The following is a 12278-nucleotide window of genomic DNA, read 5'->3' on the forward strand; positions in this document are numbered from 1 at the left end:
CCGCGGCGGTCGCCGATCTCAGGCAGGCCCACCTTCGCCGCTGTGGTCGGCGAGCTGGTCGACGTCGACCTCCTCCTGACGTGAGATCTGGTCCGTCACGAGCTCCTGCTGCTCCTCGGTCAACGTCACCCCGGCCTCGTGCAGCGCCTTGTCGAGCTCTTCCCGGGTCGTCCCCTCGGGCGCGGTCTCCTGCCATGCGGTGACCCGCTCGACCACACCTCGAAGTGCCTGTACGCGGGCATCGTCCTGGTTCATCTCAGTCATCTGCTCGCGGTACCAGACCTTGTGGAGGCCATGCGGACGATCAGGAGAACAGGCATGTGACCGCGTCGAGATGTCCCGTCTCTGCACTCATGCCAATTCCGCGATCAGCAGCAGCAGGCCGAAGCCAGCGGCAGCGATCAGTCCGCCGAACTTTGGGCTCTCCTCCGCGGCCTCGGGCAACATGGTCTCCGCGACCAAGGACAGGAGTGTTCCGGCTCCGAACGCTTGGAGCAGCAGCACTGCTTCTTCGCTGAGCAGCGACGACGTCGCATACCCAGCGGCGGTTAGTCCGACAGTGGCTGCGGCGACGCTTCCCCAGAGCGCGAGGATCCACTGTCGAGATCTACCGGTGCTCAACATGCCGCTCGAGGCTGACATCGCCTCAGGGAGGTTGCCGACCGCAATGGCTGCGATCAGCGCGGGTTGGACACCCACAGAGTGCAGGGTCACGCCGAGCACCAACGCTTCGGGCACCGCGTCGATAGCGGTCCCGATGGTGATCGCTGCGCCACTGGTGGGGGCTACCGTCGCTGTGGGTCCCGCCAAGCATTGTGCGCAGCGCTTGCGGTCGCGGGCTCCGCGTGCGGCCAACCAGGCATTGACCGCGCTGAAGGTTGCCGCACCGCCCATCAGGGCCGCTATCCCACTCCAAGGATGGGTCGCGACGGCCTCTGCGGCGAGCTCGACGGACGCCGCCGCCAGCACCAACCCGGCCCCCAGGGCAGTGACCCTGGCTATCGTGCCGTGCCCGAACCAACCGGACAGTCCGAGCAACGCGCCGAGCAGCAGCCCGCTGACGCTGAGAGTCGCCCATCCGATGACCGAGCCATAGTCAGCCAACACTGTCACCGCCGTGGTGCGCAGAGCTTGGGGGACCAGACCGGAGGGGCCTGGCCGGGCAACAGTTCTTCATTCGCGCTTCCCGTCTCGCGAGGGTGTTCTGTTACGAGGTGTCAACCGGTGTGGATCTGCCAGGAGGCGGATCCGGACAGGTCGAGCCATACGGTGTCTCGGATCTTGGTGATGCGTGCGAGGATCGCGTCGCAACCGGGGCAGCGCAGGATCGAGCCGGGGCCGGCGAGGTAGGTCTTGGTCTCCGCGACAGAAGTCCCGGCTGTGCAGTGCCCACAGACCACGCGGGCTGTCGTGACGTCGCTGGCGAAGACTTCGCGAAGAATCCCTGCTGCCGCGTTGCCGTCGACTCGATGGTCGTTGTCCTCATGCATGGGCGTCTCCTCAGCTTCCGAAGCGTTCGGTACGAATGTCGGATGATCGGTAGCCGCGGTCGACGAGCAACCGCGCGGCGTGTTCGACGAACCCCGTGGGACCGCACACGTAGACGCGGGATGGTCCTTCGGTGATCTCGTTCCCAGGAGGTGGAAGGTCCTCGATGCGCAGCCGACCGGGTTCTCGGGTGTCGTCGGGAAGTCCGGACCGGGTGTAGAGGCGAGAGATCTGGATGTCCGGATGCGTCTGGCCCATCTGGTGCAGCTCGCTCGTGTAGATGATGTGGTCGGGCGTACGCGCGGAGTAGATCAGCCGGAACGGCGAGCTCGAGTCAGACCGTACGCGCTCGCGCAACATGGCCATGAGCGGAACCACGCCCGAGCCGCCGCCAACCAGCAGCACCGGCCCCCGAATCCGGGCCGTCCACTGGAACCACCCACCGAGCGGGCCTCGGATCTCGAGCTGATCGCCGGGCAGCATGATCTCGGTGAGGTACGTCGACACCTCGCCGCCCTGGACACGCTGGACGGTGAGCTCGACCTGGTCCTGCGCGGAGGGAGAGGCGACCGAGTAGCTCCGTTGCGCCGTGTACCCATCCTCAGCGGTGAGCCTGACATCGACGTGCTGGCCCGGAGCGTGTCCCGACCATCCGGGTACGTCGAGAACCAGCGTCCGCGCAAGACGCGTCTCCATTCGGGCGGCCCGCAGTCGCGCAGGAAGCCACCGGATCGGCCCACGGCGGCTCGCCGGTCCGGAGCTCTCGGTCTTCGCCGCACCTTCCGCACGCTCAGTCGCCGACATAGCGCTGCTCCAGCCACGGGTCGCCGTACTCGTGGTAGCCGAGGGTCTCCCAAAATCCTGGCTCATCGTCGAGGTGAAGCTCGATGCCGTTGATCCACTTGGCCGACTTCCACAGATACAGGTGCGGCACCAGCAGACGGGCAGGGCCGCCGTGAGCGGACTCGAGGTCGTCACCTTCGTACTCGTAGGCGATCCAGGCGTCCCGGTCGACGAGATCTCCGATGGGCAGGTTGGTCGTGTAGCCGCCGTAGCATCGGACGAGCGCGTACTCCGCTTCGGTCGCGAGGTCACCGAGCACGTCACGCACCCTGACGCCGCGCCAGCTCGTGTCGAGCTTGCTCCATGTGGTCACGCAATGGATGTCGACCGTGAACTCTTCGCTGGGCGCCCGCATGAGGTCCGGCCAGCCCCAGCGGGTCACGGCGCCGTCGAGATCGGTGACATCCAGCCCCCACTCTTCCCGGGAGACCGCGGGTGTCGGTCCCGCCGACAGGACGGGAAAGTCGTACGTCTCGTGCTGACCCGGCGGGATGCGCGCATCGTCGTTGTCGCCGCGCCCGCCGAAACCTCTGCTGATCACGCTCATTCTGCTCCTCACGTTGTGCTTCGAGTGGCGCTTTGGAGTGTTGGGTTGTGGCGAGCACCCCTCACAGTTCGAGCAGCGCCTGCTCGACGACCTCGGTGAGAGCCGGGTGGATGTACATCACCTCGCGGGCGATCTGGTCAACCGTCTGGCCGGTCATGATCGCTTGGATCAGAGGCTGGATCAGGATCGCCGCGTCAGGGCCGATGATGTGCGCGCCCAGCAGCGTCCGCTGACGGGGATCAGCGAGCAGCTTGACGAAGCTTGTGCTGTCCTCCAGCGCCCACCCGTAGGCAGCGTCGGCATACTCCCGAACGGCGATGACGTGGTCGACTCCGGCGTCCTGAAGCTGTTGCTGGGTTGCGCCGACGCTCGCAACCTGGGGGTCGGCGAACACGGCGTGCGGCACGAACGAGGCCGGCAGCGGTCGTTGGTCGTAAAGATGGGTGAGGTTGTGCACGATCGTGCGTGCCTCGGCGTTGGCCAGGTGCTTGAGCTGGAAGTGGTTCGACAGGTCACCCAGCGACCATACGCCCGGCGCTGTCGTGGACCCGTTGGCGTCGGTGACGACGTGACCGTGCTCGTCGACCTCGATCCCGGCCTTCTCCAGACCGAGCAGATCGGAGTTCGGTCGGCGGCCCGCTGCGACGAGTACGACCTCGGCAGCCACCTGGCCACGACCCAGCGAGTTCTCGATGGTGCCGACCACGCCCTGGGGGCTCCGATCCACCCGCAGAACCTCGCTGTCGAGGCGCACATCGACGTCTCGTGAGGCAAGCTCGGTGAACCTGTCGGCGATCTGCCGGTCCTCGGAACCGAGCAGCCGCGGACCACGGTGCACAATGGTCACCGCTACGCCGAAGGACGAGAAGACGTGCGCCATCTCGGCGGCGACGAATCCACCTCCGACGATCAACATCGAGGCCGGAAGCCGATCGAGGCGCATGATGGTGTCCGAGGTGTGATGCTCGACGTCCTTCAGTCCGGGGATGTCCGGCACGATCGGCCGAGAGCCGGCTGCCAGCGCGATCCGGTCGGCGGACAGCTCGACATCACCGGCTCGCAACCGCCCGGGCCCGACGAACTCGGCTGCATCGGTGTAGACATCGACGCCGTTCGCCCTCCGGTAGGCCATCGCGCGCTCGTGCAACGGGTCGATCCGGTCGAAGATGCGATCGCGTACAGCCGGCCAGTCGACCGACTCGACCCGCGCCCGCACGCCCAGCCGATCGGCGCGTTGAGCGGTCCGTACGGCGTCCGCGGCGACCACGAACATCTTCGTGGGGATGCAACCCCGATTGAGGCAGGTGCCACCGAAGCGAGACGGCTCCACGATCGCTCGTCGCAGGCCGTCGAATGCTGGGGTGAAGAGGTAGTTGCCGGTTCCGGCGCCCACCACGATCAGGTCGTGTGTCATCGACATGGTCTTCCCTTCTTGGGTTCAGGGTTCGGATCCCGTGGGTGCTTCCAGGTTTCGCAGGGCATGCCGGATCGCGTGCAGATCGGCCTCGGTGCTGGCCGCCACTCGCAACGCCTCTCGGGCGCGGGCCCGGTCGCGGGCGGCGGCGCGACGCTGGGTGAGCAGGATCAGCGGCCCTTCCAACGCGGCGACGGTGGCCAAGATCGCGCCGAGCCCCGAAAGCATGGTCGCCGGATGAGGTTGGAACGGTTCGGCGAGCAGGTTCACCGCAAGCCACCCGGCGATGAGGGCCAGGACCCCCGCCAGGAACCACCACGTCGCGATTCCAGCGGCGATCGAGACGGCCAGGCGCTCCGCACGATTCGGAGCCGGTTCGTCAAAGGTGCTGAGCCCGTGGCCGCAGTGCGGGCAGATTTGCACTGCAGCGGTCTCGTCCCTGGGGCCGCTGCCCGCTGTCTCACCGGGCGAGGTCGACCCAGAGGTCTTCGGCATGGACGACGTCACCCGGTCCAACCTAGGTGACGATGCCGGGCCGGGTATCGACGTCGACCGTGTCGCCCTTCACTGGTGATGCCACGGGCGTGCCGGTGTAGTGCCCGCGGATCGACTCGATCAGGTGCCGGGCACGGATGGTCAGGGTCGCAGCACTGCCTGGTCTTCCGGTCTGCAGCCGCCCTTTGGTCACAAGCACGCCGAGGTCAGCGCCCTTCCATCGATAGTCCCCGGGGCCGTAGATCCGCAGGAAGAACGCCTCGGACTCGGACTGCAGCTGGTGCCAGTCGAGGGCCGATCTTCGATGGGTCAGCGCGCCGCTCGCGTCAAGACCGTAGGCGCCGGTCGGCGCTGCGGTTTCGATCCGCTCCACCGCGGGCGCTGTCTCCTTGATGATCATCTGCGACCACAGGTCCACCGCCGCCAGCTCCTGCCAGCGTCGGTTGATGTCATCGATGTCGAGCTCGAGATCGATGTCGAGGTATTCCAGCAGATGGAAGAGGAACAACGGCACATCGGCGTACGCACCTGCGGTCACGTTGGTGATCGAGGAAGCCCCGCTGATGCGCGGATTCAGCTCACCGAGGTACACCTCGTCGGTATCGACGTCGACGAGCACGTCGACCTCGAAGAATCCGCGGTAGCCCTCTTCGTCGAGCCGGTTCCCCAGCCGGCGCACCAGGTCGGCGGCGCGTGCGCGCAGGTCACCGGTGAGCACCTCGGGATACATCTCGTTGCCGCACCAGCCACCCCGGTACGGCGTGAGCTCGGGGTGGCCGGTCAGCTCGGACATGAACGGGCCGACCACCGTCCCACAGGAGGTCAAGACGGCCTCGACAGCGACTGGCCGGTTGTTGATCCGCTTCATCACCTTGACGGTCTTCCCCGCGATCTCGGAGCCGTGCTTGTCCCAGTCGTCTGCTGACGCGATGAAGAACGTCGTCTTGCCCGAGTCGCCGTAGGCCAGCTGGACGACCAGATCGCCACCCAGACCCGCATCCTCAGCCGCTTCGACGAGCCCGGCGAAGTCATCGACGGCGACCACCGTGTTGGGAACGCTGGGCACGCCGACCTCCTCACCCAGCTGGGTCGTGACGATCTTGGAGTCCAGGCGTTCACGCAGATCGGCGGACGGCAGGATGAGGTCGTAGCCGAGCTCCTCGCAGATGCGCTCGGTCTCGGCATCGAAGAACACCATGGCGACCTTCGGCCGTACGCCAGGCGTGACGCGGCCGGAGATGAGCGCACGCACCTCGGCGTTCTCCAACAGCCAGTTGTTGATGTGCTCGCCGCTCTCGAACCTGACGTATGGCTTGTGTGCCGGGGTGAACACGCGCGGGTGCGCGCCATCCCACGCGTCGTAGTAGGTGATGTAGGTGAAGTTGCGGACCCAACGGTCCAGGCCGAGCAGGTTGAACGGTGTCGCGCCGATGAAGTAGATCGGCACGTCGTTGGTTCGGAAGAAGTGCCGCACCTCCGACATGTTCCGCAGCGGGCGCCGGCCGCCGGCCCGAGGTGCCGCAGGCGCGAACGCAGCGTCGGTCGCCATGGTCGTGGTGGGCGCATTCGCCACCGGTTCTGCAGACTTGTGTGCAGGCATCTGCCGGCGCCTTTCGGTTGAAGGGTGAGCTTGTGACGGTGCGGTGCTATCTGCAGAGCTTCATGGCGAAGTGGCGATAGTTCAGGAACAGCGAGCCCGTGGTGAAGAAGAGGGACCCGAGCAGCCAGAGGAGAATGATGGAGGTGAAGTAGGCGCCCTCGGGGACTCGCGCGACGTACATCACGGTGCCGATGAAGAACATCAACCCGCCCACCGCGGCGTTGGCCTCGACACCGAGCCCCGTCTTGGCGCACGACCGCAGCCGAAAGCCGAAGCGCCTGCCAACCAGCGGGGCAACAGCTTCTCCTCGTCCTTGGTCAGCCTCGCCACGCACGATGCGCGCCACCTTCCACGACTGCGAGGCGAAGATCAGAGCGCTGCCGATGATGAAACCCCACGGTCCGAGGTTCTTGTTGGACTCGTATACCGACGGCAGGAAGCCGTAGGAGCCGATGACGTAGGCAGCGCTTCCGGACATGGAGAGCGCGATGTTGATACGGAGCCCGCGGTCGTCGGTGTAGGTGAAGAACTCGAGCAGGTCGACAAGGAGAAACCCGAGAGATCCGATGATGTAGAGGATCCCGGAGTAGAGGTACACGTTCTCCATCTGCGGGTAGAAGTACAGGACTGTGCCCACGATGAAGGTGGTACCACCGACCAGGAACGACAGGCCGTGCACGACCCGCCAGGCATAGGTCGTCGCCCGGTTCACGTGCTCGAAGAGGGCGAACGTCTCGTCGCCGTAACCATGTGGCGTCTCTGCATACGTGACCATGTGTCTCTCCTGATGGAGCCGCTTCCCCGAGGCCTGGCCTCGGGGGCCTTGGACGATGCTGCTTCGTGCAAGCCATGATCCGCGCGCTCATATATGTTGTCCAATGCCAATTTGCAGTACTATGTATGCCATTCATGCATGTCAAACGAGGGGCCGGAATGGAACTACGGGCACTCAAGAGCTTTGTCACGATCGCCGACTGCGGGTCCGTGAGCCGGGCGGCCGAGCTGCTCCACACCACCCAGCCCGCGTTGTCGAGACAGCTGCAGCGATTCGAAGCGGAAGTGGGCTCGTCCCTCTTCGACCGGATGGGCCGAGGTCTGGCGCTGACAGCAGCGGGCCGAAGACTGTTGCCGGTCGCACGCGACCTGGCCACCCGCGCCGATCTCGCCCAGGAGACGGTCGTGGCGTTACGTGCCGGCGCCCCCGGCGCTGTGATGGTGAGCGCGCCGCACACCACCGCGACCGACATCGTGGCGCCGTTCCTCGCCAGCTGGGGCCCTGAGGATCCACTGCCGATGGTGTGGGAGACCCCCTCTCTGGACACGTACGAAGCATTGGATCGAGGAGCCGACCTGGCCATCGGAGCCGGGGTTCCGCCACGCCGTCTACGGCGTCTGGTTCTTGCTGATCTGCCCGTGTGGGCGTATGTGAGACCCGACCATCGCTGGGCGAGTCGTGGTTCGGTCGACCTCGGTGAGCTCGAGGACGAACAGCTGCTCGTCCTCGAGAGCGGCCAACACTCCCGCACGGCCCTGGAGCGCGCCCTCGCCGGCCAAGAGCTACCACTCGGCAAGATCGTGGAGTTCGAGAACGCCGAGGTCGCCCAAGCAGTCGCGTCCGCGGGACGCGGCGTCGCCGTGGTCTCCGACGACCCTCGCTACGGTCTGGTCCCGCTCCGAATCATCGCGGCCGCGGGCCCGTTGTGCATCCGGTTGTATGCCGCATGGTCGGACCAGCACTATGCCAGTGAGGTGTTGGCCGGTCTGGCTCTTCGGCTGCGCGCTTTCAGTCGTGAACGCTACGGGATCGCCGAGCCGACCTGATCCGTGCCAAGCAGCAGGCCCGCCCACGGCCAGACATCAGTCGGTCAGCTGCGCGACCACCTCATCGCCGTTGCTCACGGAGATCAGCTCGTCGACAAGACCCTGCCTGTTGAAGCGCATGAAGTCGACGGTGCGGAACGAGAATGTGCGTCCTGACGCCGCGACGACCGAGCCATCGAGCGTGGTGAGATCGCCGCGATGGGTGCCTCGACGGTGATAAGAGACGCAGGCACGGTTGCCGTCGACGAGGACGTCCTCGATCTCGGAAGTCATATCGGGAAAGGCCGACCGGTGGCGATGCATGTATCCGACGAACCCATCGCGGCCCTCGACTCGTTCACCGTCCGGCTGCACCACGATGTCCTCGGCAACCAAGACCATTGCCGCATCGTGATCGCCTTGGGAGAGGCTGTCGTAGAGCTGGTGAACTCTTTCTCGCTGCGCGATACCGTGCCCAACATGTGGCGACCCGGGATCTACGGGCGTGATATCAGCGTGCTCGGCGATTGACTCTCGCCCGGAGACCTGGGCCTTCAGCCGGTCGAGCTCATTCACCGTGACCAGGTCGGCCATCTGAGCCTCATCGTTGAAGGTGAAGATCTCGGCACCCCGGATCTCGACCTTTCGCCCGGTAGGAGACAGGTCGCCGAACTGCCCGCCATGTTCACCCTGCATGATGTAATGAACGCCGGCCTTCATCCCGTCGATCAGGATCATCCGATCGCGCAGCTGCATTCCCGGGAATGGGCCGTCAAAGCGCCTGATTCTTTCCAGGAATCTCGATCGGCCGGTAAACCGGACGGTGTTGCTGTCCACGGAGATCTCTTCGGCAACAAGTGGGCCGTTGTCGTCGAAGCGGCCCGCGTTGAAGTTCTTGTGAAACGTCGAGGCGACCCGATGCAGAGTTTCATGGTCTGGCATGCGTTTCCTTGGGTGGTCGGAATATCTGGATCCGGTCAGAGAACAGGAGCGGCCGGGAGATCGACCTCGGTATCGACGAAGTGATTGAAGTAGTTCGTGAACAGATTGACCGTGACGTGCGCGGAGAGCTCGGTGAGCTGCTCGTCGGCCCATCCGGCATCGAGCGCCGCCTGCCAGGTCGCGTCTTGGACATGTCCCACGTTCAGGGTGTACTCGCGAGCCAGCGCCAGCAGCGCGGCGAGCTTCGCGTCGAAGTCCACCGTGCCGCGACGGATGGCGATCGTCTGGTCGCCGGTGAGTCCGGCGGCCTTTCCTCCCGCGGTGTGGGCAGCCTGGCAGTAGGCGCATTCGTCGGCGTTACCGACTGCCAGGGCGATGGCCTCCCGGGTGCGCGCGTCGAAGGTGCCGTAGTCGTCGAAGACCTGCTGGAGCGCGACATAGGACTGCAGGACGATCGGCGCGTGCGCCATCTCGCCGAAGATGTTCAGCACCTTGCCGAACTGGGCACGCAGCGCCTTCAGCTCGACCTGGCTCTCCTCAGGGGCGCTGTCGAGTGTGTGCACGGGAATGCGAGGCATGTGACTCTCCTGTCGGTAGAGGTATGCGTGCCGACCGATCCTTCGGTCCGACACCTGTCCTGGCTTGCATCCCGGGTCGGGACAGTCGCCGCGGACCTGCTCTCAGGCGATCAGGTGACCACCCGGACGAGCTTCTTGTTGACGAACTCCTCGATGCCGTAGCGGCTGAGCTCGCGGCCGAAACCGGAGCGCTTGACTCCTCCGAAGGGCAGTTCAGGCGAGTCGACTCCGACCCCGTTGACGTAGACCATCCCGACGTCCAGCTGGTCTGCGACTCGCTGTGCCTGGTCGGGATCGGTCGTGAAGAGGTAGGAACCGAGGCCGAGCGGAGTGTCGTTGGCGAGTCGCACCGCCTCTTCCTCCGTGGCTACCTGGAACACCATCGCGACGGGACCGAAGAGCTCCTGATGGTAGACGGGGTTGTCGGGGGTGACCCCGGTGAGGATGCCTGACGGGTAGTAGGCGCCTTGCGGCTCCGGACGGTCCGCTGAGTCGAGCGTCGCACCGGCCTCGACTGCCTCCTGGACCTGAGTCGCCAGCGTCGCCGCCGCCTGGGGCGATGCCAGCGGCGTCTCGCCGGAGGCGGCGAAGAGCTTCTCGGAGAACGCGGTGACGAAGTCGTCGTACAGCTCCTCGGTCACGATGAATCGCTTGCCCGCGTTGCACACCTGGCCGGTGTTGTAGCTCCTGGCCTCGGCAGCAGCCTGCGCGGCTGCGTCCATGTCGTCGGTGCTGAGCAGGATGAACGGGTCCGACCCGCCGAGCTCGAGGACGACCTTCTTCAGGTTCCTGCCCGCGATCTCCGCGACCGCTGCGCCGGCTCGCTCGGAACCGGTCAGCGAGACCCCCTGGGTCCGTGGGTCGGCGATCATCTGGGCGACCTGCTCGTTGGTGGCGTAGACGTTCACGTAGGCGCCAGGCGGGAATCCGGCGTCGACGAAGAGCGCTTCCAGCGCAGCCGCCGTCTCCGGGCACTGAGGTGCGTGCTTGAGAATGATCGGATTGCCGACCACAAGGTTCGGGCCGGCGAAGCGGACCACCTGGTAGTACGGAAGGTTCCACGGCATGATGCCCAGCAAAGGTCCTACGGCGGCCTTGCGGATGTATGCCGATCCCTCGCCGCCGAGGAGCTCGATCGGCTCGTCGGCCAAGAACTGTTCTGCGTTCGTAGCGAAGTAGTCGCAGATCGCCGCAGAGAGGTCGATCTCCTCGATCGCCTCGGCGAGCGGCTTGCCCATCTCGCGTACGAGGATCGAGGTCAACTCGTCCTTACGAGCGACGAGGAGATTCGCCGCCTCCTTCATCAGCGCGGCACGTTCGGCGACACTCGTGTCCTTGGACCAGCCGTGGTAAGCATCGGCGGACGCCACCAGAGCCCGCTCCACGTCCTCGGCGGTGGCGCTGGGATAGGTCTTGACCACCTCACCGGTGCGCGGATCGGTGACTGCGTAGGTGAGGCTGCTCATGAGCTCGCTCCTAGGATCGAAAGTCGTGGTCGGATTCTGAGCCGGCCATGTCGCCGGCCGTCCTGCACTCGCATCCGACCCCGAGTCATGCCGCAGAAAGCCGCGGCCAGTCACCATCATTCGCACGATCGCTTATGTTGTCCAATGATAGTTTTGCATGTTTGCCATGCCTCAATGACATACGAGTTCCGGCCAGGGACAGGTCGCCGGCCGCCTAGCGGTCCCGTTCGACCCGAATCACGGCCGGCAAGGTGGAGTCGTTGCGCCACCAGCACCGCCCGTCGACGAGGTGCTCGTCCCCTTGCCTCCATCGGAGAACCCCAGGTGCTCCTTCCATGAAGCAGGTGAGCTCTCCTGACTCCATCCGCACCAGGACGCCGCCGAGATCCCGGACCGCGACGACCCCATCGGGCTCGACGATCAAGCGATGACCGGTCGCGGGTGACTTCGCTGCCGAACCGACGCCATCGCCCTGCACCTCGACCCGGAAGTCATGCCAGGGCACGTCGATGGTCCAGTCGTTCTGCTCCCTCGGATCAGTCATCGAGGAGCTCCACGTGCTGCTGCGGCGCCTGTCGGAGGACTCGTAGGGCCTGACAGACGGTGATCGTGTAATCCACGAAGTAATCGTGCCGGCCACGTCGCATCGCATCACGGTGGACCGGATGTGCCAGCCACCGATTGTGGGAGGCCTCGTCCTCGAACTCGACGATGGTGCAATTCTCGCCGTCATCCGCGCGGAACCTCTTGAAAGAGATCAACCCCGGCACGCTTTGCGCGGCCGCAATGACGCCCGCGCCGATGTCTCGATACTCTTCCTCGACGCCGTCACGCGTCCTTTGGCGAAACACGGTCACGATCATGGTCTGCCCCCACGGTTATCACATCGGAAAAGGGTCGCGGCGATACTTCATCGCTCCTCGGATCGAGATCGCGAACCCGATAAGGATCAGAGTGCCCTATCGTTGTGATCCTCGCAGCGACGTCAATAGCCCCACCACTTCGCGAGCGTCCTCGCCAGCTGTCCTGCACACTCGAGCCATCCGTGAGCGGCATCTACACACCGCCGGCGGACGCGGACCAGGGAGATTCCGAAAACCACGAC

At 65.5% G+C, this 12278-nt stretch carries 15 protein-coding genes; 1 reads left to right on the top strand and 14 read right to left on the bottom strand.

What is annotated here, in order from left to right; all coding sequences use genetic code 11:
• Positions 1-18 precede the first annotated feature (18 nt).
• The 9 genes from IEY84_RS20500 to IEY84_RS20540 form a co-directional block, all read right to left on the bottom strand.
• The gene (locus tag IEY84_RS20500) at positions 19-264 is read right to left on the bottom strand and encodes a hypothetical protein (RefSeq protein ID WP_183548260.1); all 246 of its coding nucleotides are present in this window, start codon (positions 262-264) and stop codon (positions 19-21) included.
• 87 nt (positions 265-351) lie between these two features.
• On the bottom strand, positions 352-1104 hold the full coding sequence (locus tag IEY84_RS20505; protein ID WP_183548262.1) for a ZIP family metal transporter: 753 nt from the start codon (positions 1102-1104) through the stop codon (positions 352-354).
• Between the two features lie 113 nt (positions 1105-1217).
• The gene (locus tag IEY84_RS20510) at positions 1218-1490 is read right to left on the bottom strand and encodes a DUF6510 family protein (RefSeq protein ID WP_183548264.1); all 273 of its coding nucleotides are present in this window, start codon (positions 1488-1490) and stop codon (positions 1218-1220) included.
• A gap of 10 nt (positions 1491-1500) precedes the next feature.
• The gene (locus IEY84_RS20515; protein ID WP_229788880.1) at positions 1501-2184 is read right to left on the bottom strand and encodes a ferredoxin reductase; all 684 of its coding nucleotides are present in this window, start codon (positions 2182-2184) and stop codon (positions 1501-1503) included.
• A gap of 94 nt (positions 2185-2278) precedes the next feature.
• Entirely contained in the window at positions 2279-2878 is a 600-nt protein-coding gene (locus IEY84_RS20520) for a molybdopterin-dependent oxidoreductase (RefSeq protein WP_183548267.1), read from the bottom strand.
• Positions 2879-2939: 61 nt separating this feature from the next.
• Complete coding sequence (locus IEY84_RS20525) at positions 2940-4298, bottom strand: mycothione reductase (RefSeq protein WP_229788882.1); 1359 nt, start codon at positions 4296-4298, stop codon at positions 2940-2942.
• A gap of 18 nt (positions 4299-4316) precedes the next feature.
• Positions 4317-4799, bottom strand: a complete 483-nt coding sequence (locus IEY84_RS20530) for a DUF1003 domain-containing protein (RefSeq protein ID WP_183548269.1) — start codon at positions 4797-4799, stop codon at positions 4317-4319.
• 10 nt (positions 4800-4809) lie between these two features.
• The gene (locus tag IEY84_RS20535) at positions 4810-6387 is read right to left on the bottom strand and encodes a biotin carboxylase (RefSeq protein ID WP_183548271.1); all 1578 of its coding nucleotides are present in this window, start codon (positions 6385-6387) and stop codon (positions 4810-4812) included.
• A 46-nt stretch (positions 6388-6433) separates the two neighbouring features.
• Positions 6434-7162: a YrhK family protein gene (locus IEY84_RS20540; protein WP_183548273.1), complete on the bottom strand. Its 729-nt coding sequence runs from the start codon at positions 7160-7162 to the stop codon at positions 6434-6436.
• Between the two features lie 158 nt (positions 7163-7320).
• Here IEY84_RS20540 and IEY84_RS20545 point away from each other — a divergent pair, with 158 nt between their 5' ends.
• A complete protein-coding gene (locus IEY84_RS20545) occupies positions 7321-8208 on the top strand; it encodes a LysR family transcriptional regulator (protein WP_183548275.1) in 888 nt (295 codons plus the stop codon).
• A gap of 36 nt (positions 8209-8244) precedes the next feature.
• Here IEY84_RS20545 and IEY84_RS20550 read toward each other — a convergent pair whose 3' ends face one another.
• The 5 genes from IEY84_RS20550 to IEY84_RS20570 all read right to left on the bottom strand — a co-directional run bounded on the left by IEY84_RS20550 (position 8245) and on the right by IEY84_RS20570 (position 12036).
• On the bottom strand, positions 8245-9129 hold the full coding sequence (locus IEY84_RS20550; RefSeq protein ID WP_183548277.1) for a nuclear transport factor 2 family protein: 885 nt from the start codon (positions 9127-9129) through the stop codon (positions 8245-8247).
• 35 nt (positions 9130-9164) lie between these two features.
• Positions 9165-9707 (bottom strand): carboxymuconolactone decarboxylase family protein, encoded by a 543-nt coding sequence (locus IEY84_RS20555; RefSeq protein WP_183548279.1) that lies wholly within the window; start codon positions 9705-9707, stop codon positions 9165-9167.
• Between the two features lie 110 nt (positions 9708-9817).
• Positions 9818-11173 carry an NAD-dependent succinate-semialdehyde dehydrogenase gene (locus tag IEY84_RS20560; RefSeq protein ID WP_183548281.1) on the bottom strand — a complete coding sequence of 452 codons (1356 nt, stop codon included), beginning with the start codon at positions 11171-11173 and terminating at the stop codon, positions 9818-9820.
• A 214-nt stretch (positions 11174-11387) separates the two neighbouring features.
• A complete protein-coding gene (locus IEY84_RS20565) occupies positions 11388-11717 on the bottom strand; it encodes a hypothetical protein (RefSeq protein ID WP_183548283.1) in 330 nt (109 codons plus the stop codon).
• On the bottom strand, positions 11710-12036 hold the full coding sequence (locus tag IEY84_RS20570; protein WP_183548285.1) for an antibiotic biosynthesis monooxygenase family protein: 327 nt from the start codon (positions 12034-12036) through the stop codon (positions 11710-11712). The genes IEY84_RS20565 and IEY84_RS20570 overlap by 8 nt, the downstream gene beginning before the upstream one ends.
• Positions 12037-12278 lie beyond the last annotated feature (242 nt).

Origin of the sequence: Nocardioides albus, assembly GCF_014648255.1 — a bacterium.
GTDB classification, from domain to species: Bacteria; Actinomycetota; Actinomycetes; order Propionibacteriales; family Nocardioidaceae; genus Nocardioides; species Nocardioides albus.